General features: G+C 70.9%; 15 protein-coding genes and 1 pseudogene. 6 read left to right on the top strand and 10 right to left on the bottom strand.

Annotation, left to right across the window (positions count from 1 at the left end):
• Positions 1 to 20: 20 nt before the first annotated feature.
• From AQI94_RS29230 to AQI94_RS29220, 3 genes are all read right to left on the bottom strand, one after another.
• Entirely contained in the window at positions 21 to 1,640 is a 1,620-nt protein-coding gene (locus AQI94_RS29230) for a tannase/feruloyl esterase family alpha/beta hydrolase (RefSeq protein ID WP_031037425.1), read from the bottom strand.
• Positions 1,641 to 1,895: 255 nt separating this feature from the next.
• Positions 1,896 to 2,597: a cytochrome b/b6 domain-containing protein gene (locus AQI94_RS29225; RefSeq protein ID WP_031037422.1), complete on the bottom strand. Its 702-nt coding sequence runs from the start codon at positions 2,595 to 2,597 to the stop codon at positions 1,896 to 1,898.
• Positions 2,545 to 3,267, bottom strand: coding sequence for a molybdopterin-dependent oxidoreductase (locus AQI94_RS29220; RefSeq protein ID WP_031037420.1), 723 nt, complete (start codon positions 3,265 to 3,267; stop codon positions 2,545 to 2,547). The genes AQI94_RS29225 and AQI94_RS29220 overlap by 53 nt, the downstream gene beginning before the upstream one ends.
• A 377-nt stretch (positions 3,268 to 3,644) precedes the next feature.
• Here AQI94_RS29220 and abc-f point away from each other — a divergent pair, with 377 nt between their 5' ends.
• The 5 genes from abc-f (at position 3,645) to AQI94_RS29195 (ending at position 13,009) form a co-directional block, all read left to right on the top strand.
• On the top strand, positions 3,645 to 5,279 hold the full coding sequence (gene abc-f, locus AQI94_RS29215) for a ribosomal protection-like ABC-F family protein (RefSeq protein ID WP_031037417.1): 1,635 nt from the start codon (positions 3,645 to 3,647) through the stop codon (positions 5,277 to 5,279).
• A gap of 79 nt (positions 5,280 to 5,358) precedes the next feature.
• Positions 5,359 to 7,050, top strand: a complete 1,692-nt coding sequence (locus AQI94_RS29210) for an ABC-F family ATP-binding cassette domain-containing protein (protein WP_031037414.1) — start codon at positions 5,359 to 5,361, stop codon at positions 7,048 to 7,050.
• Positions 7,051 to 7,164: 114 nt separating this feature from the next.
• On the top strand, positions 7,165 to 7,725 hold the full coding sequence (locus AQI94_RS29205) for a CGNR zinc finger domain-containing protein (RefSeq protein ID WP_031037411.1): 561 nt from the start codon (positions 7,165 to 7,167) through the stop codon (positions 7,723 to 7,725).
• A gap of 369 nt (positions 7,726 to 8,094) precedes the next feature.
• Positions 8,095 to 12,183, top strand: a complete 4,089-nt coding sequence (locus AQI94_RS29200; protein WP_062230023.1) for a discoidin domain-containing protein — start codon at positions 8,095 to 8,097, stop codon at positions 12,181 to 12,183.
• Between the two features lie 274 nt (positions 12,184 to 12,457).
• Complete coding sequence (locus AQI94_RS29195) at positions 12,458 to 13,009, top strand: hypothetical protein (protein WP_031047405.1); 552 nt, start codon at positions 12,458 to 12,460, stop codon at positions 13,007 to 13,009.
• Between the two features lie 49 nt (positions 13,010 to 13,058).
• On the opposite strand, the gene AQI94_RS29190 is transcribed toward AQI94_RS29195, so the two are convergent.
• The 5 genes from AQI94_RS29190 to AQI94_RS29170 all read right to left on the bottom strand — a co-directional run bounded on the left by AQI94_RS29190 (position 13,059) and on the right by AQI94_RS29170 (position 16,504).
• A complete protein-coding gene (locus AQI94_RS29190; protein WP_031047403.1) occupies positions 13,059 to 13,658 on the bottom strand; it encodes a GPP34 family phosphoprotein in 600 nt (199 codons plus the stop codon).
• Complete coding sequence (locus tag AQI94_RS29185; RefSeq protein WP_031047401.1) at positions 13,655 to 15,100, bottom strand: dihydrolipoyl dehydrogenase family protein; 1,446 nt, start codon at positions 15,098 to 15,100, stop codon at positions 13,655 to 13,657. The genes AQI94_RS29190 and AQI94_RS29185 overlap by 4 nt, the downstream gene beginning before the upstream one ends.
• A 46-nt stretch (positions 15,101 to 15,146) precedes the next feature.
• Positions 15,147 to 15,593 (bottom strand): VOC family protein, encoded by a 447-nt coding sequence (locus AQI94_RS29180; protein WP_031047399.1) that lies wholly within the window; start codon positions 15,591 to 15,593, stop codon positions 15,147 to 15,149.
• Positions 15,594 to 15,800: 207 nt separating this feature from the next.
• Positions 15,801 to 15,998, bottom strand: coding sequence for a hypothetical protein (locus AQI94_RS29175; protein WP_031047397.1), 198 nt, complete (start codon positions 15,996 to 15,998; stop codon positions 15,801 to 15,803).
• 77 nt (positions 15,999 to 16,075) lie between these two features.
• Complete coding sequence (locus tag AQI94_RS29170) at positions 16,076 to 16,504, bottom strand: organic hydroperoxide resistance protein (protein ID WP_031047395.1); 429 nt, start codon at positions 16,502 to 16,504, stop codon at positions 16,076 to 16,078.
• 251 nt (positions 16,505 to 16,755) lie between these two features.
• Here AQI94_RS29170 and AQI94_RS29165 point away from each other — a divergent pair.
• Positions 16,756 to 17,512 (top strand): annotated as a pseudogene (locus AQI94_RS29165) (response regulator transcription factor).
• A gap of 1,151 nt (positions 17,513 to 18,663) precedes the next feature.
• Here AQI94_RS29165 and AQI94_RS45800 read toward each other — a convergent pair.
• Both AQI94_RS45800 and AQI94_RS29150 read right to left on the bottom strand, forming a co-directional pair.
• The gene (locus AQI94_RS45800) at positions 18,664 to 18,861 is read right to left on the bottom strand and encodes a hypothetical protein (protein ID WP_078902776.1); all 198 of its coding nucleotides are present in this window, start codon (positions 18,859 to 18,861) and stop codon (positions 18,664 to 18,666) included.
• Positions 18,862 to 19,270: 409 nt separating this feature from the next.
• Positions 19,271 to 19,744 (bottom strand): hypothetical protein, encoded by a 474-nt coding sequence (locus AQI94_RS29150; RefSeq protein WP_031047392.1) that lies wholly within the window; start codon positions 19,742 to 19,744, stop codon positions 19,271 to 19,273.
• Positions 19,745 to 19,944 lie beyond the last annotated feature (200 nt).

The raw sequence follows: 19,944 nt of genomic DNA, 5'->3' as shown, positions 1-19,944 counted from the left end.
GTCGGTCGTCGTCCGCCCGGTCAGTGCCGGGACGGGGAGACGCACTTGAAGCTGGAGGCGACAGCCGGGTCGCCGTGTCCCCGGTAGCGGGAGACCTGCGGGTAGCTGCACAGGTCGCGGGAGACGTTCTGGCCCTGGCCGTCGACCAGGGTGGCCGGCAGGGTCCTCGGCGCCTTGCCGTGCTCGACCCAGGCGGTCAGCGCGGCGAGCCCGTCCGTCGAGCCGTCGAGGCCGTTGAGACCGCAGTGGTTGGTGCCCGGGGCGAGGAAGAGACGGTAGAAGTCGTCGACCTTCCTGGTGCCGCCCAGTTCCCGCTCGACCTTCTGGCGGTACTGCACGGTGCCCTGCGTGGGGATGTACTGGTCGGCTTCGCCGTGCCAGGTCAGCAGCTTGCCGCCGGAGTCGCGGAAGCCCGACAGGTCCGGGTCGTCGGTGCCGATGACCTTGTCGTACTCGGCCTGGGACTGCTTGAACAACTGCGTGAACCGGCTGTAGGTGATGTGGGAGAGGTCGAGGGACGGGTCCTTCGCCACCCAGAGCTTGAGCCAGGCGGCCGGTACCGGGAAGGGCGAACCGACGACGTTCCCTTCGGCGTCGGGGTCCGTGTGCGCGGCCAGGGCCCAGATGTCGGCGCCGACCGGGACGCCGTACCAGAGCTTCTTGCCGGAGGTGGTGCGCGGACCGTCCCAGATCTTGCGTACGACGGTGGCGTCGGCCGCTGTGATGGTCAGCTCCTCGCCCTGGCACAGGACCTTGGTGCCGATGAGGCGGCGCGGGTCGAAGTCGCACCGGGAGGCGTCGTTGACCAGGCCGTCCTTGACACCGTCGAGGGAGTCGCAGGCGTTGACGGCGGCATTGGTGAAGGCGGTGAACTCACACTGGGACGGGTAGGTCTTCTCGTTGTTCATGACGACCTGCGGCCACAGGGTGGCGACCTCGAACTCGTCCCAGTTGACGGCGGGGGCGTCGGCGAGGATGCCGTCGTAGTCGTCGGGATGGCGCTGGGCCTCCATGTAGCCCTGGCGTCCACCGGTGGAGCAGCCGGTGAAGTAGGAGTACGCGGGACGCTTGCCGTAGACCGCGTCGACGACCTCCTTGCCGACGACCGCCGCCTCGTGCTGGGAGCGGGAGGCGAAGTTCTCCAACAGGGCCGTGTCGACCCGGCCTTCGCTGTTCAGCGCCCAGCTCGTGTCGAGGGCGTCGCCGACACCGGCGTCGGTGCTGACGGCGGCGTAGCCGCTCTTGACCGCGGTGCCCAGGCCGACGTTGTTGTCGCCGGCGAGGTAGGCGGCGCCGCCGAGACCCTGGAAACGGCCGTTCCAGCCGGTGACGGGCAGCCAGGTCCGCACCTTGGCGTGGTCGTTGTCACCGGGGTGGGTGAGGGTGACCGTGACCTCGCAGTAGGCCGGCACACCGGAGACGGAGCCGCCGAGGATCCCGGTACCGGCGATGGTGCCGCCCTCGTGGGCTGCCGCAGTCACGGACTCCACCTGGGTGCCGGCCGGGGCCTTCACGGACGGCGCCGAGCAGGCGGCCCGGGTGGCGGCGGAGGTGTCCTTGGTCTGCGCCGAGGCGGTCGGCAGATACACCGCCGCGGCCAGCGGCACACCGGCCGCGAGGACAGTCAGAAGTCGTCTCATGGGATTCCCATCGAAGAGGTGGAGGTGTCCGGCCGCAGGCGACACATGTGTGTTGGGCACACGAGGCGGGCCGAGGACTGACCGGACCATATCACCGTCTGAACCGGTGACGAATGGATGTGTGTCGAGATTCGCCGGACGGACAGCTGTGGTGGCTCTCGACCTGGCCCCAGGCTGGCACGCAGCGCGCGTGCCGACGACAGTCAGTTGACGGTGCACGCCCAGGACTGCCGGCCGCGCCCCGCCAGGAACGCGTTAGGTCATCCGACGGTCAGCCGGGTCCCCGGCACCGTCGTCCGCGCGCTCCTCGCGCAGCCACCGCGAGTGATACCGCTGCGCCCAGGAGCGGCTGACGTATCCGGTGCGCATCCCCAGCCGCGCCTCGGGGTCCTCGAACGCCATGCGCAGGTGCCCCAGGAGGACGAAGGTGATCGCCCAGGCCAGGATGTCGTGGACGAAGATCGCGCTGGTGCGGGAGACGAAGGACAGCAGGCCCATGAACCACATCAGCAGGCCGGTGAACATCATCACCAGCACGGCACCGGCGATCCAGCCCGCGTAGAGCTTCTGCCCCGCGTTGAACTTGCCGGCCGGGCGCGCCTCGGGCGAGGTACGGCGCCTGCGGACGGCGCGCAGCCACTGGCGGTCGTACACCGCGAATCGGTTGAGGCGCCGCAGGTCCGCGCGGAAGGCGGGAGAGAGGAGTCCGAGCAGGAAGGGCACGGGCAGCGTGATGCCCGACCACTCGTGGACCGTGACCATCAGGTGCCGCCGTCCGACGAGTTGGGCCAGCGGTCCGAGGTAGAGGCAGGCGGCGGTGACCAGGCAGAGGAGCATCAGCCAGCCGGTGGCCCGGTGGACCATCCGCTCGGCGGCGCTGAAACGGCGTACCCGGTCCTCGTGTTCAGACCGCGTCGCTGCGCCGGTCGGCTCCGTCGAGCCAGCCGTCGACCGCATAACCGCGCTCCTCCCAGTAGCCGGGAACGACCTTGTCGGTGACCGAGATGCCGGACAGCCACTTGGCCGACTTGTAGAAGTACATGGGCGCCACGTAGAGGCGGACCGGGCCGCCGTGCGCGTGGGTGATGGGCTTGTCCTGCATGGTGAGCGCCACCAGGACGTCCGGGCGGCGCGCCTGTTCCAGGGTGAGGCTCTCGCTGTAGGCGCCGTCGAAGCAGGTGAACCGGACCGCGGCCCCCGAGGAGCGCACGCCGGCGTCGTCGAGGATGTCCGCGAGCTTCACCCCGTCGAACGGCGTCTTCTCCACCCGCCATCCGTCGGTGCACTCGACATCGTGGACGACCCGGGTCCGCGGCAGCGCGCGCAACTGGTCGAGCGTGTAGGTCTTCGGCCGCTCCACCAGTCCGCCGACCGTGAGCGCGTAGTTCGTCTCGTCCTTGTGCGGGACCGAGCCGACGACGCTGTAGTAGCGGAAGCCGCCCGGGTTGGGCAGCAGACCGGTCAGGCCCGTCGCGTCGACCTCAGAGGCGGCGGCCAGGAAGTCCTCCCAGCCGCGCTGCAGACCGGGCGCGGCGGCGAGGCCCGCCGCACCCGCGCCGAGCATGCCCAGCATCGCCCGCCGCCCCACCGGTGCGCCCCCGGTCCTCGGTTTCGGCCTCTCTGCCATGTGTGCGCCCCTTCCGGCACATGTGACCCCTGCCCAAGCGCAGCATCGTCACCTGTTCAAGTGGTGACGATGCTGCCATGCGCCCCTGAGGCTGTCAAACAACAGAGGCGATCGCGCACACGTATGAGGTCCCCCGGGGCGGAAAGCCGTCGACCGAACGAGACGACGGCTGTTAAGCTCGACGTGACGTTGACCGTTGATCGAGGAGTCACAGACGTGGTGGGTGAAGACGACATTTCCGGATGAGATCCGGATCTGACGGCCACGGGCCGGCGCTCGGGAGCGCTGCCCAGGTGGTCCGTTTCGTCGTCCCTTTTCCCACGTCTGCCCAGGGCAGAGGTAAAAGCTCTGCCCTCCGTCCTTTCGAGGTCGCCTCCATGTCCGACACCGCGATCGTCTGCTCGAACCTCTCCTTCGCCTGGCCCGACGACACCCCGGTCTTCCAGGACCTGTCCTTCACCGTGACCGGCGGCCGCACCGGCCTGGTCGCCCCCAACGGCTCCGGCAAGAGCACCCTGCTCAGGCTGCTCGCCGGCGAACTCCGTCCCCTCACGGGGTCGTTGACCGTGGGCGGCACCCTCGGTTACCTCCCGCAGAGCCTTCCCCTGACCGGCAACCTCACCGTTGCCGAGGTCCTGGGGATCGCCGACGTGGTCCGCGCCCTGGACGCCGTGGAGTCCGGGGATGTCGACGAGAAGCACTTCGCCACCATCGGCGACGACTGGGACATCGAGGAACGCACCCGCGCCCAGCTCGACCGCCTGGGCCTGGTCGGCCTCACCCTGGACCGCAGCCTGAGCACGCTCAGCGGCGGCCAGGTCGTCTCCCTCGGCCTCGCCGCCCAGTTGCTCCGGCGCCCCGACGTCCTGCTGCTCGACGAGCCCACCAACAACCTCGATGTCGAGGCCCGGCGCAAGCTCTACGACGTGCTCTCCGATTTCACCGGCTGCCTGCTGCTGGTCAGCCACGACCGCGCGCTGCTCGACCGCATGGAACGCATCGCCGAGCTGGGCAGTGACGAACTCCGCTTCTACGGCGGCAACTTCACCGAGTACGAGGAAGCCGTACGGGCCGAGCGGGAGGTCGCCGAGAAGAACGTCCGCACTGCCGAACAGGAGCTGAAGCGGGAGAAGCGGGAGCTGCAGCAGGCTCGCGAACGCGCCGAGCGCCGCGCCGGCAACGCCTCCAGGAACCTCAAGAACGCGGGTCTGCCGAAGATCTTCGCCGGCACCATGAAGCGCGGCGCGCAGGAGGCCGCGGGCCGGGCGGGCACCATGCACGCCTCCCGCGTCAGTGAGGCCAAGGCACGCCTCGACGAGGCCGGACGCGCCCTGCGCGACGAGCAGCGCCTCACCCTGGAACTGCCCGACACCCAGGTGCCCGCCGGACGCAACCTCTTCATCGGCGAGGGCATGCGGGTCCGGCTCGGCGACCAGGACGTGTTCGCCACGGGCGGGATCGACCTGACCGTCCGCGGCCCCGAGCGCATCGCGCTGACCGGGCCCAACGGCGCCGGAAAGACCACCCTGATGCGCCTGATCACCGGCGACCTCGCCCCGGACGGCGGAGACGTCAAACGCGGGGACGGCCGGATCGCCTACCTCTCGCAGCGCCTGGACCTGCTGGACCTGGGCCGCACGGTCGCGGAGAACTTCGCCGCGTTCGCACCCGAACGACCCGAGGCGGAGCGCATGAACCTGCTCGCCCGCTTCCTCTTCCGGGGCGCCCGCGCCCACCTGCCGGTCGGCGTGCTCTCCGGTGGCGAACGCCTGCGCGCCACCCTCGCCTGCGTGCTGTGCGCCGAACCGGCTCCGCACCTGCTGCTGCTCGACGAGCCGACCAACAACCTCGACCTGGTCAGCGCCGGCCAGTTGGAGGGCGCGCTCAACTCCTACCAGGGCGCCTTCATGGTGGTCAGCCACGACGAGCGCTTCCTCGCCGAGATCGGCGTGAACCGCTGGCTGCGGCTGGCCGACGGCAACCTCACGGAGACGGGGGCCCCCGAGGTGTGAACCGCCGACGTGTGACGTGGCCCGCGTCCGAGGCGACCTGCCCGGCGGGCCGAACACCGAACACGTTGGACGGTTCCCCATGCCCCAGCACCCTGCGCGGCCCGCGCTGCTCGCCCACGACCTCGTCCGCACCCTCGGCGACCGACGCGTCCTCGACGGCATCTCCCTGACCGCCGCCCCCGGCCGGCGCATCGGACTGATCGGGGAGAACGGCGCCGGCAAGTCCACCCTGCTGCGCGTCCTCGCCGGCGTCGACGCCCCGGACGCGGGCACCGTCACCCGCCCCGCCGACCTGGGGTTCCTCCACCAGGAGATGCCCTACGACGCCGACGCCACCATCGCCGTAGTCCTGGACGAGGCGCTGCGCGAGGCCCGCGAGGACCTTGCCGAGCTGGACCGGCTCGGCGCGGAGCTCGCCCGCGTCCCCGAGGACGACCCCGCCCATCAGGAGCTCCTCGACGCCTACGGCCGGCGCCTGGAACAGGCCCAGGTCCGCGAGTCCTGGGACGCCGACCGCCGCGCGGCCCTGGTCCTGGACGGTCTGGGCCTCGGCGCGTTCGGGCACGAGCGCACCCTCGGTTCGCTCTCCGGCGGCCAGCGCGGCCGTCTCGCCCTGGCCGCCCTGCTCGTACGCCGTCCGTCGGCGCTGCTGCTGGACGAGCCCACCAACCACCTCGACGACGGTGCCGCCGCCTTCCTGGAGGAACAGCTCCGCAACCTGCCCGGAACGGTGGTCGCCGCCAGCCACGACCGGGCCTTCCTCGACGCCGTCTGCACCGACCTGATCGACCTCGACCCGGCGGTGGACGGCCCGGTCCGCTACGGCGGCGACTACAGCGCCTACCTCGCGCACAAGCGTGCCGAACGGGAACGCTGGGAACGGCGGCACGCCGAAGAGCAGGAGGAGTTGGAGCAGCTGCGGCAGACGGCGGGCGTGACCGCGCACCGGGTCGCGCCGGACCGGGGCCGCACCGACAACGAGAAGATGGGCTACGGCCACCGGGCGGGCCGGGTGCAGCACCAGATCTCCCGCCGGGTCCGCAACGCCACCCGGCGCCTGGAGGAGCTGGAGCGCACCGGGGTCGGCGAGCCTCCGCGCCCGCTGCGGTTCGCCGCCGGTGAACTGACCGCGCGCGGCGAGGAGGACTCCGGCCCCCTGGTCTCGCTGTTCGCCACACGCATCCCCGGGCGGCTCTCGGTCGACGACCTGGAGATCTCACCGGGCGACCGGCTGCTGATCACGGGCGGCAACGGCGCGGGCAAGTCGACCCTCCTCGCCGTACTCGCCGGACGTCTCCCGGCCGAGGGCGAGGTGCGCCGGCGGGGCGGGCTGACAGTGGGGCTGCTCACGCAGGACACCGCGTTCGACCGTCCCGACCGCACCGTCCGCGAGACCTACGAGCGGACGCTGGGCGCCCGACGGGCCGAGAAGGTGCCGTTGAGCTCGCTCGGCCTGCTGCGCGACAGGGATCTGGACAAGCCGGTCGGACAGCTGTCGGTGGGCCAGCGCCGGCGACTCGCGCTGGCCCTCCTGGTGGCCCGTCCGCCGCGACTCCTGCTCCTCGACGAGCCCACCAACCACCTCTCCCCCGCCCTGTGCGACGAACTGGAGGCCGCCTTCGGACCCGGTCCCGGCGCCATCGTCGTCGCCAGCCATGATCGCTGGCTGCGCCGCCGCTGGCGGGGCCGCGAACTACGCCTGACACCGGGACCCGGGCAGGGAGGGGACGCCGGACCGTCCCTCGTCCGTGATCCCGCTCAACGCCGCTGACCAGCGCGGTCACATCCGGCACCGCACGGCTCACGGACACGCTCTCGTCAACAAGAACCGGTTGGAGGGGTGACGGTTCTTGCGTCAACATAAGTCACCTGTCAAGATGGTGATGTGAATCTTGACCATGTCTTCGTATGCGGGCACCCGGCTCTCGACTTCGCGGCCACGCTCCGGGCCCGACGCTCGACCCGGTTCGAGATGTTCGTGACGCCGGAGCGCCTGAACGCCTGGTACCTGGAGTCCGGTCTGGTGGACACGATCACTCCCGGGAAGGAGGACGACGTCCAGCAGGCCACGACCGTACGCGAGGCCGTCTACCGGCTCGTCACCGACCGCCGACTCGGCGAGGAGTTCGACCGGGAGGCGCTCGGCGTGCTCAACGCCGCCGCGCGCAAGGCACCCGCGACTCCGCAGCTCACCCTGTCGGGCCGGCACACCGACGCGACGCCCGAGCAGGCCCTCGCCACCGTCGCCCGGCAGGCCGTCGAGCTGCTCAGCGGTCCCGACGTGCCGCTGATGAAGGAGTGCGGCAACCCCGAGTGCACCCGGGTGTACATCGACCGCTCCCGGGGCATGCGACGCCAGTGGTGCGGCATGGAGTCCTGCGGCAACAAGATCAAGGCCGCCGCGTACCGCGCCCGGAAGAAGTCCGCCCCCGCGGCCGCTCACTGACACGCGCCTTCAACGGAATTCCCTGAGCCCAGCGCACCGGTCGTGCGCTGGGCTCAAGGCGCTCCAGGAGCAAAACACGTTTCATCGTCGTGAGCCGTCAAAGAGGCCACCTCTCCTGCCGAGCGCGTATGCACGGCACGCTCAGCCACTTCGACGCCACTCGCGAGTCCTACGGCATCTGCGGGCGCGCCGGAACCCCGTTCACACGTTTCCCTCTCCGGCGCGACCGCGACCGCACATGTCGGCACGGGTCTTGACAGCGAGGTGTCCCGCGCCACAGCCTATGGCAACGTTGTCAGAGCGGAGGACGACCCCGCTGCCGACGACCCGCACCATCCTCGCTCACCTGCCGTGAATGGATGACTACACATGGTCGAACAGGCGTGTCCGCGACACCCCTCCCGACGCACTCTCGTCGCGACCGGCTCGACGCTGCTGGCCGGATTCGGCCTCGGCACGGTCCTCGCACCGGCCGCCGAAGCCGCCCCCCGAACCGCCGGCGCCACCGCTCCCACCGCCTCCGCCGCGCCGGGCACGCTCGCCGCCTACCGCCCGGTCCGGGTCTCCTCCCAGGCCTACGCACCCACGCCCGCCGCGTTCGTGGTGGACGCGCTCCCCACGCCCGGGGTGCGCGGCACCGGCTGGCGCGCCGAGGCGGGCGACCCGCAGTGGATCGAGGTCGACCTGCAGGCGGAGTGCCGAGTCGACCGCGTCCGGCTGACCTTCGAAGCCGACGCGAGCGACCCGGTGTTCACCCCGCCGACCGACGGCAACCCACGCCAGGGCACCACCGGCAAGGAGATCCTCTCCAGCTACGCCACGGAGTTCGTCGTGGAGACGTCCCGTGACCGCGGCTCCTGGAGCAGCGTCTACCGCACCACGGCCGGCACCGGCGGCGTGGTGGACATCCCGCTGCCGGTCCCCGTCACGGCCCGCTGGGTACGGATGACGGCCCGCCGGCGCTCCGGCCCCAACCCCCTCGGCCTCAACGGCTTCGAGGTGTACGGCACCGCCCCGGGCCACCGCCCCAAGGCCACCGGGTGGACCGACTGGGGCACCCACCACGGCGAGGCGCCCCGACTCGCGGTCGCCGCCGACGGGACCGTGCCGCTGGAGTCGGGCTGGACCCTCACCCTGGACGACTGGGCGGGCGGCGACGGCGCGGCCCTCTCGCGCACCGGCCTGGACACCAGCCGCTGGCTGCCCGCGACCGTGCCAGGAACCGTCCTCGGCTCGCTCGTCGACCAGGGCAGACTGCCCGACCCGATCACGGGGCTGAACAACCTGCGCGTCCCGGAGGCGCTGTCCCGTCACTCCTGGTGGTACCGGCGGGACTTCGACCTGCCCCGCGGGCTGCGCACCGGCAACGGGCGGCACATCTGGCTGGAGTTCGACGGCGTCAACCACAAGGCGGAGATCTGGCTCAACGGCCACGCAGCGGGTGAGGTGACGTTCCCCTTCGCCCGCTCCGCCCACGACATCACCGACCTCCTGAGCACCGGGGGCGGCAACGCGCTCGCGGTGCGGATCTCGCCCATGCCCGTGCCCGGCAGCCCCGGCGACAAGGGCCCGGCGGGCGAAGCCTGGGTGGACGCCGGAGCCAACACCATGAACCTCAACTCGCCGACCTACCTGGCTTCTTCGGGGTGGGACTGGATGCCGGCGGTCCGCGACCGGGCGGCCGGCATCTGGAACCACGTACGGCTGAGATCGACCGGCCACCTCGTCATCGGCGACCCGCGTGTGGACACCGTGCTGCCCGCGCTGCCGGACCTGTCGGTCGCCGAACTCACCCTGACCGTCCCGGTGCGCAACGCCGACTCAGCCGACCACGAGGCCACCGTCTCCGCAGCCTTCGGCGACGTCCGCGTGTCGCGCACGGTCACCGTCCCGGCGGGCGATGACATCGATGTCATCTTCACCCCCGACGCGTTCGGCGCCCTGCGCGTGAAGAACCCCGACCTGTGGTGGCCCAACGGCCTGGGCGAGCCCACCCTGCACGAGCTCACCCTGGTCGCCCGCACCGGCGGCAGCGAGAGCGACCGGCGCACCACCCGTTTCGGGATACGGCAGTTCGGCTACGAGTACGACACACCGCTGAAGTTCACCCCGTCCTCCGACGCCTGCACACAGACCGTCCAGCTCGGTGACCGGCGCGCCCGGCACCTCCGCGTGCGCTGCCTCACCAGGGCCACGGACTGGGGCAGTTCCCTGTGGACGCTGTCGGTGTTCGACAGCGCCCGTCCCGGCACCGACCTCGCCCTGCACGCCCCGGCACAGGCGTCCACCACCGACGAGGACGGCCACGCCGCCGCCCACGTCACCGACGGCGACCCGGGCACCCGCTGGTCCTCCGCCTACGAGGACGACCAGTGGATCCGCGTCGACCTCGGCTCGGTGCAGTCCTTCGACCGGGTCGACCTGGTCTGGGAGCAGGCCTACGCGCGGACCTTCGTCGTGCAGGTCTCCGCGGACGGCGAGCAGTGGACGGACGCCGCGTCCGTGGACAACACGGCCGTGCCGCTGCCCTTCAACAGCGGTGACGCCGGCCTGCGGGTGACCGACTTCGAGGCCCGTACGGCCCGTTACGTCCGGCTGTCCTGCGGACTGCGCAACACCAGTTGGGGCAACTCCCTCTGGTCCCTCGCCGTCATCGACAGCACGGAGCCGGGCACCGACCTGGCGCTTCACCGGGAGACGACCGCTTCCACCCAGGAAGACGGCCACCCGGCCGCCCACGCCACGGACGGCGACCCCGGTACCCGCTGGTCCTCCGCCTACGAGGACCACCAGTGGCTCCAGGTCGACCTGGGCGTGTCCCGGCGCGTCGACCGGGTGGCGGTCCTCTGGGAGCAGGCGTATCCGAAGACGTACACCGTCCAGGTCTCCGACGACGGCGACACCTGGACCGATGTCACGACCGTCTCCAACACCCCCGACCCGCTGAAGATCAGCGTCAACGGCGTCCGGGTGCTGGTGCGCGGCGGCAACTGGGGCTGGGACGAACTGCTGCGCCGCATGCCCGCCGAGCGGATGGACGCGGCGGTGCGGATGCACCGGGCCATGAACTTCACGATGATCCGCAACTGGGTCGGCAGCAGCAACCGCGAGGAGTTCTACGCCGCCTGCGACGCCCACGGCATCCTGGTGTGGAACGACTTCCCGAACGCCTGGGGCATGGACCCGCCGGACCACGAGGCGTTCGTGTCCGTGGCCCGCGACACCGTGCTGCGTTACCGCATCCACCCGAGCGTGGCCGTGTGGTGCGGCGCCAACGAGGGCAATCCGCCGGCCGCGGTGGACGCGGGCATGCGCAAGGCGGTCGAGAGCCAGGTGCCGGGTGTCCTGTACCAGAACAACTCCGCCGGCGGCATCGTGACCGGCGGCGGCCCCTACGGCTGGGTCGAGCCGGAGCGCTACTTCGACCCGTCGACGTACGGCAGCAAGGACTTCGGCTTCCACACCGAGATCGGTATGCCCGTCGTGTCCACCGCCGCCAGCACGCGCGCCATGGTGGGCGAGGACGGGCCGGAGTGGCCGATCGGGGGTGCCTGGTACCTCCACGACTGGAGCGAGCGCGGCAACCAGGCGCCGCAGAACTACAAGGCGGCCGTCGAGACCCGGCTCGGCACCGCCCGCGACCTGGACGACTTCACGCGCAAGGCGCAGTTCGTGAACTACGAGAACTTCCGCGCCATGTTCGAGGCCTGGAACGCCAACCTGTGGGACAACGCCAGCGGCTTGATGCTGTGGATGTCCCACCCGGCCTGGCACAGCACGGTCTGGCAGACCTACGACTACGACTTCGACGTCAACGGCGCCTACTTCGGCTGCCGGACCGCCTGCGAGCCCCTGCACGTCCAGGCCGACCCGGTGAAGTGGCGGGTCATCGCGGTCAACCACACCCGTAGGGCGCTCAAGGGGGCGACGGTCAGGGCGGAGACGTACGACCTGTCAGGCCGCCGGATCGCCGGCACGCGGACCGCCCGGGTGGACGTGGAGCCCGCCGCCTCGGCGCCGGCGTTCGACGCCGCGCCTGCCGGGGACCTGCCGGAGCTGCACCTGCTGCGGCTGACGCTCACGGACGTGGCCGGCAAGGTCCTGTCACGCAACACCTATTGGCGCTGCCGCACCCCCGAGGCGCTGCGCGCCCTCAACCAGGTCCGGCAGGCGAAGCTGTCGGCCTCCCTCACGGTGTCCCGTGACGGGGACCGGCGTACGGCGACCGCGACGGTCCGCAACCGCGGATCGGTGGTCGCGGCGATGGTCCGGCTGTCCCTGCTGGACGAGGACGGCACACGGGTCCTGCCGACGCTGTACGACGACAACTACCTGTGGCTGCTGCCCGGCGAGAGCCGGAAGGTCACGCTGTCGTGGCCCGCGTCCGCGCTTCCCTCGAACCGGCCGATGCTGCGGGCGGAGGGGTACAACACTCCCCCGGCCACGGTGCGCGGCTGAGCCGTCGGGAGGGCGCCCGGTGCTTACGGGCGCCCTCTCTCTACCGCACATGTGTCATCACATGTGCGGTATTTTCGTGTCCATTGCGTGCGGGAAGGTCCTGGGCTCAGGGCGGGCAGGGCCCCACACACATACGCCGGTCACCAGGGATCGCCAGGACGGCGGTTCTACGACACACTTCCCCCAGGGGCCCACCTTGCGACACCTGTCCGCGCGGGCCCCCGGAGCGTGGGTAGCATGCGCAACGTCATTCATATCGAGGGAGTGAACGGTTGTGACCAGCCAGTCAGCCGCCACGCTCCGATCGCGGTACGTAGCACAAGCCGCATCGGACCTGGAGGAGAACCGCCGGCGACAGAAGGAGCTGGAGGAGAGGCTCTCCGTGTTGAGGCAGGAGGAGGCCCTCCTCGCGGACATCCTCACCCTGGCCGAGCGGTACGAGGGTTTCGCGGACGCGTCCCGTCTGCCCGAGCAGGTGCAGGACGAGCCGGCCGTCGCAAAGGCGAAGGCGCCGACCCGGGCCGCCGCGCGACGTTCCGCGCCGGCCAAGTCCGCCACGACCACCACTGCGCCGAAGGCCGGTGCGAAGGGGAAGTCGCACCAGCCTCTGCTCGGTGACCTGTTGGCGGAGTTGCTCGGCCAGTACGAGGAGTCGCGTCCGGCAAAGGAGTTGCGGGACGAGCTCCTGAAGAAGCACCCGGACCGCAACCCCACCCCGCAAGTGGTGCGCAACACCCTTGAGTCCCTGGTCGCCAAGGGCCGTATCCGGCGTCACAAGGAGCAGCGGTCCGTCATGTACACCCTGGTCGAGCGGGACTCCGACTGACAGGGACTTCGACAGGCACCAGCGACGGCCGCGCGCCCCTGAAGGGCTTCTACGCGCGCCAGACGTTGTCGAACGCGGCGTGCTCCACGTCCCGCCGCAGCCGTACGGCCTCGAGCTGCGTCACCGAGTCAGCGACCGCGGCCAGCACGGTGGTGACCGCGTCCCCGGTGAGGCTCTCCGCGGCCTCGTCCGGCTGCCCTTCGATGCCCGCGGCCGCCAGCAGTGCGGTGTGGACCGGCTCACCTGCCGCCTTGCGTTCCTCCGCATCGCGGCGGGCGGGTGAGTCGACCAGGACGGTGCGGGCGGACCGGAACCCGAAGTGGCCCCGTGGGTGGCTGACGAGCCCGTCCCGTTGCAGCTCACGGGCATAGGCCGCGGCGAGTTCGCCGCCGCGCCGCCACAGCCACTCGGCGACCGTGTCGTACGGCTCACGCCGGGTGAGCGAGACGGCCGCCTCGTCCAGCAGACGGTCGCCGCTCACCGCCGCGGGGCCCGGCACCATGCGGTCGCCGTCCAGGGTCAGCGCCCCGCTCTCCAGGAGGTCGATCGCCTCGGCACCGGCGAGCGCGAGGGACAGGTCGCCCTGGGCCACGGGCCGCTCTGCGGGCAGACCGAGCACGACCAGGGTGAGGTCGCGTGCGGTGGTCATGAGTCCCTCCTCGTCTCCAGCAGGCGCAGCCACACCTCGCTGATGGTGGGAAAGGCGGGTACGGCGTGCCACAGACGCTCGACCGGCACCTCCCCGGTGATGGCGACGGTGGCCGAGTACAGCAGCTCGGCGACGCCCGGCCCGGCGAAGGTGGCGCCGACGACGACCTGGCGCTCCCGGTCGACGAGTACGCGCGCCCGGCCCCGGTAGTCGGGGCGGTACTGGACGGCACCCGCGAGGTGGCCGATGTCGTAGTCGACGACCTCGACGTCCCGCCCGGCGCGCTCGGCCTCGCGGACGGTGAGCCCCACGGAGGCGATCTCGGGGTCGGTGAAGACGACGCCGGGGACGGCCTCGACATCGGCCGTGCTGCTGTGGGGTGACCAGCGGCCGGTGTCCAGCCGCTCGCCCCGCGCCCTTGCGGCGATCACGGATCCGGCGACACGGGCCTGGTACTTGCCCTGATGGGTGAACAGGGCCCGCCGGTTGACATCGCCCACGGCGTACAGCCAGGTCCCGGGGACGGCGGTGACGGTGAGGCTGTCGTCGGTGGCGAGCCAGTCCCCCGGCTGCAGTCCGACGGTGTCGAGTCCGATGTCCTGCGAGCGGGGGAAGCGGCCGGTGGCGAAGAGGATCTCGTCCGCGGTGACCACCTCACCGTCCGACAGGGTCACCCGGACCTCGTCCCCGCCGTCGCCCGTCCGTTGCGCGGTGACGACCGAGACGTCGAACCGTACGTCCGTACCGGCCTCCCGGAGCCGTTCGGTGACCAGTTCGCCGGCGAAGGGCTCGTGCCGCGGCAGCAGTCCGTGCTCCCGGGCGAGCAGGGTCACCCGGCTGCCCAGGGCCTGCCAGGCGGTGGCCATCTCGACGCCGACCACCCCGGCGCCCACGATGATCAGGCGTTGGGGTGGCCGCTTCGCGCTGGTGGCCTCCCGGCTTGTCCAGGGCCGCAGTTCCGTCATCCCGGGGAGCGGGGGCAGGGCCGCGCCGCTGCCGGTGCACACAGCGACCGCGTGCCGGGCCCGCAGTCGCACGGTCTCGCCCTCGGGGGTCGACACGGACACCTCCCGCTCCCCGGCCAGTCGGCCGTGACCGCGTACCAGGTCGATGCCTGCCGACTTGATCCACTCGACCTGGCCGTCGTCGTTCCAGTCCGCGGACATGCGGTTGCGGTGCGCCAACACGGCCTCGACGTCCAGAGGTTGCCCGACGGCGGCCTCCAGACCAGGGACGTGCGCGGCGTCGGCGCGCAGCAGGACGGGGCGAAGGAGGGCCTTGCTGGGTTCGCAGGCCCAGTAGGAGCACTCACCGCCGGCCAGTTCGCTCTCTACGAGGACGGTGCTCAGTCCCGCGGCGGTGGTGCGGTCCGCGACGTTCTCGCCGACCGGGCCCGCGCCGATCACTATGACGTCGTACGTGTGGGTGTTCTCGGTCGGCACGTGTCCTCCGGTGGTCGGTTGCCGCTGGGTGGGGATCGGACGGGGTTCAGCGGCCGGGGGCGCGCTCGGTGACCTCCTGCAGGAACCACTCGTTGCCGTCGGGGTCCTTGAAGGCGGCGAAGGTGCCGTAGCTGGCCCGCTCGGGGTGCACGCCGGGCACCCGGTGGGTGTCACCGGCGTGGTGGAAGGCGCCGGTCTCGTCGCGGAAGGGGCCGGTCACCTCCACTCCGCAGGAGGCCAGCTCCTCCTGGGCCTTGAGGATGTCGGTGACGGTCAGCTGGAGACCGTGGAGCGTGCCCGCCTGCTGCCGGGTGAGGCCCTCGCCGAAGATGACGGAGCACTCGGAGCCGGGCGGGGTCACCTGCACGATCCGGTACCCGTCGTCGATCGGGAAGTCGGCGTCGAGGCGCCAGCCGAGCTGCTCCACGTAGAAGCCCTTGGCCCGGTCCACGTCGGAGACGGGCAGGATGACGACTTCGAGCTTCATGTCCATGACTGTGCTCTCGCTTTCGATGGTGGGTGTCCCGCACGCCGGTGGGTGCCGTGCGCTCAGTGTCGGCCGCGAGCGACATGTGCGGCCTCAGTCACCTGACGGTGTGTTTGTCCGGACCCGTGTCGCGGGTCCCTGAGTCATTTCACCGCCCGTGCCGAAGCACACCTGACGGCTCACGAGTACGTGTGGAGCCGGGCGCCGCGCCGGTCACAGGAAGCTGAAGGCGGACGGGCCGTACCCCGAGAGGGTCACGCTCTCCGCCCAGTTCCACACCCGCGGGTCGGTCGGCCGGTCCCGCTCCCCGGGCCTCACCGTGTCTCGGGGCGACCGCTCACCGGTGACGCCGTCGCGATCCGAGCGGGGTCGTGCGGCGATCCGTACGTGGGTGTGCGTCGTCGCGGCCATGTCGTGCCTCGCTTTTCGCTCGCGGTGTGGGGGTTGCGGGTCCCGTGCAGGGGACACGGGACCCGCGGTCGGGGGGGTCAGGCAGCGACGCCGGCGTTGATGGTGACCGGGATGTTGTCGCGCGTGGCCTTGGAGTACGGGCAGATCCGGTGGGCGGCCTCGGCGAGTTCCCGGGCGGTGGCCTGGTCTACGCCGCCGAGGACGGGGCTGAGGACCGCGGAGAGGGAGAACTCACCGTCGTCGCCGTGGGTGAGCGTGATCTCGGCGGTGATGGTCGTGCTGGTGAGTCGGATCTTGCGGGTGGTGGCCGCACGGCGGAGGGCGCCGAGGAAGCATGCGGCCCAGCCGGCGGCCAGGAGCTGTTCGGGATTGGTGGCGGTGCCGGCGCCGCCGAGTTCTTTCGGGAGAGCGAGGCCGGTCTCCAGCAGACCGTCGGAGGAGCGGACGTGACCGCCGTTCCGGCCTTCTCCGTCGACGTCGACGACGGCGGTGTAGCTGACTGCCATGGCTGATGCTCCCCATCTGGGTCGAAAGCTCCTTGGATGCCCACTGACCTGCACACGTTCCGTGTCACTGGTTGAGGCGGTGACGCAATGATGGCAGTCCATGCGTCACCCGTCAAGGCGGTGACGGGTGAGCAGGGGGCGACTCTGACGGAGCGGTTGCGGACCGACGACTTCGACCGGCCCGGACGTTTCCCTACACGGGCCGGCACACGCCGAATGTCAGAAACTTGTTGGGTTTCTGTCGTCGTCCGATGCCCCCTGGCCGGGACGACGATCCGAAGCAGGCCGATCTCATCCGGCGCTGTCTGGAGCGCGAAGGCCATGCGACCGGTGTCGTCCACGACGGGCGGGCCGCTCTGGAGGAGGTCCGGCGGCGGATGCCCGGCCTCCTGGTGCTGGACTGGATGATGCCGCGCACGGACGGACTGGATGTGTGCCGGGTGCTGCGGCGGGAGTCGGTGGTACCGATCCTGATGCTCACCGCGCGTGCGGAGGAGGACGATCTGCTGCTCGCCCTCGACCTCTGCGCCGACGACTACATGACCAAGCCGTTCGGTCCCGCGAACTGGTCGCCTGTATCCGCACGTTGCTGAGGCGCACCGGCCAGAACACCGGTGCCGGAGCGGGGCGGGGGCAGGGGCAGGGGCACGCGACGAGCCCGTGTTCGCCGTGGGTTCGCTCGTGGTCGATCCGGGCCGGTTCGAGGTCCGGGTGGACGGGCGGCTGACCGAGTGCACTCCCGGCGAGTTCCGGGTGCCCGAGATACTGGCGTCGGCTCCGGGGCGGGTGTTCACCAGAAAGCAGATTCTGGAGCGACTGCACGGCATCAACCGGTACGTGACGACCAGCACGGTCGACGGACACGTCATGAACCTGCGCCGCAAGATCGAGCGCGATCCCACCCGCCCGGGGCTCCTGCTCACGGTCTACGGGGTCGGCTACAAGGTGGCCGAGGTCCGCTCCGCGGATGAAGTGTGCGGCGGCGGAGGTGTTTCGCGTGCGCGGTGACCTGTCGCTGCGCGGGAGTCTGCGGTCTCGGCTGCTCGGGATGTCCGCGCTGGTGTCGTTGTGCGCGATCGTCGCGACGGTCTGGCTGGTCGTCAGTCTCACCGCCGTGGCCATCGGACGGGAACGGGGCCAGGTCCTCTCGGACGACGCACGGCTCTACGACTCGCGGGTCGGGTTCGCGGCCACGCATCCGGACTGGAACGGGGTCGCGCCGACGGTGCGGGCCCTGGGACGGCAGACGGGCCGACAGATCACACTGACCGACGAGGGCCGACATCTGCTGGCGAACTCCGCAAGCAGGGACGGGAGTTCGGGGAGGTCGTTGCCCGCCGGCGTCGGCAACGGTCGACGCGCTGGCGGTCGACGCCGCCGTCACCCGCCGCCCCGACGACACCTTCTCCGACCGTATCGACCCGCGCGCGGTCGGACCGTTCCGGCTGACCAGCAGGGAAAGGGCTGATCTGGAAGCGGCGGCGTCCCGGGTCGCGCGGTGCATGCGGGGACCCGGTCCGTCGCAGGACGTCGAGGTGACACGGGCGCCGAACGGGCGGCCGGAGGTCGAGGTCGACGGCCGTGTCCTGGACACGGGAGACCGCCGCGGGGCCGACGCGCTGCTGCGGCGCACCGGGACCGAGATCCGCGCGATCGCCCGACTGGGCGCACTCGTCAACGACTGCCTGGCCGGCCGCCATGCCCCGCCGGTGGAGCCGGCCGACGATCTGAGCTGGATTCCCTCCAGCGTGCGCGGCGCCCCCGACCTCCGCGCGGTGACCGCGTGTCGTTCCACCGGCCGCCGTGTGCAGCTCGACCCCTATGCGGCACCGCCCGCTCTGCTCTTCGCCACCGCGCCCGACCGGGAGACCGCCACGTTCTTCGACCTGTCGGGCGGCAACCGTGTGCGGGGCGCCGGAGTGACCGTCGCGGTACTGCTGACCACCATGGCGGTCACGTTCGTCGCGGGCACGCGCATGGTCTGCCCGCTGCGCGCCGCGGACCTCGAACCGCACTACGGCGACTACCGCGCCTACGTGAAGTGCCTGAACCGGAACGGGCTCAAGGGCAGCGCGCTGCCCGACAACTCGGGCTGGACATACGACGGGAACTCCACGATGAGCCAGGCGCGGCAGAACGAGGCCGACATCGGCGGGTGCCTACAGCCCCAGGTCGAGGGCGAGGCAGGAGTAGAACTTCCACGAGCCTTCGGGATCGTACGATCCGTTCGACCCGCCGGCCGGAGCGGCCTCGACCGCTTCGGTCATGTCCTCAAGACGTATGCGCTCGGGAAGCTTGCCGAATCGCGCGTTCCGTACTGCCGCCTCGGCGGCTTCCGCACTCAGCCCCTTGTTCATGACCGTGCTCCACTTCGTCGATCGTGGACGGCTTCCTGCTCGTCGCCCCGGAGGCATCTCAGCATGCCGTCGCCTGTGTCACCTGTCAAGCCGGTGACGCCGTCGGGTGCGCCGCGTGGGCTCCGGCCGACCGGCGGCCCGTACGCACGCGCCGCCGGGCGCATCCACCACAGGCACGCCTGGGTCAACCTCCGCCCACCGATCACGCCGAGCCCTCGCCTCGATCCGGAGGAGTGAGAGACCTGTGCACATCAGTTACGCCGTCACCGCTCTGGCATGTAACGCGAAACCATGCGGGTATCCCTGTCAAGGACAGTGACGACTAGGCGGTTTCGTTTGGATCAGTCGGTCGTTGGTGCGGGTGTGCCGTTGACTGATGCGCAGTGGGCGCGGTCCACCGGGTGATCCGCTAGCTCAAGTGGTGCTGTGCCCACTCGGAGACGCCGCTCAGCCGGGCGGCGGCTTTGACCGGGTCACCGGATCGGGTCGGCTGGTTTACCTCGAAGTCGTGGCCGGTCAAGCCGCTCTCGTCCTCGACGACGCGAGCGATGCGATAAGCCAGCGCCATCACTTCCACTGCCGCCGGACCCGAGTGGCGGTAAGCGACCTCGATATGGGCTGTGTCGCCGCAGTAGTCGAGTTGCACGCGTCCTGTCGGACCAACGGTCTCAAGGGTGAGGCCGTACAGGTACTCCTCAGACTCGACGGGGCCAATGTCCCGCGAGACTCGTCTCAGGATTCGGTCCCACTCGTTCCGTTGCGCCTGAGTAAGTCGGAGCGGTGGCAGGTCGACATCGGGATCAAAGTCGGCGTTGAGGCGGTCAAGCGTCTCCTGAAGCGTCAGGCCCGGCCGCACCCGCACGAGCATGATGTCGTAGGTCACCGGGTGAATCTATGCAACCTTCCGCGACTCGACTACAGCGTTGATCCTGCCTCCAGAACTGACTCGCTCGTGGTGATCCAAACGAGACGGCCCAGCGCCGGAGATGTTCCGTGCGGCCCGGAGCGATCCGCCGAGGCGATCTACGAGAGCCGGCGCTCAGCGCGGACTTCCCAGGGCCGCCGACAACGGAGTGCTCTGAG

It is taken from the genome of Streptomyces pseudovenezuelae (genome assembly GCF_001513955.1).
Lineage (GTDB): Bacteria > Actinomycetota > Actinomycetes > Streptomycetales > Streptomycetaceae > Streptomyces > Streptomyces pseudovenezuelae.
This window is presented reverse-complemented; position numbering and strand designations above follow the sequence as displayed.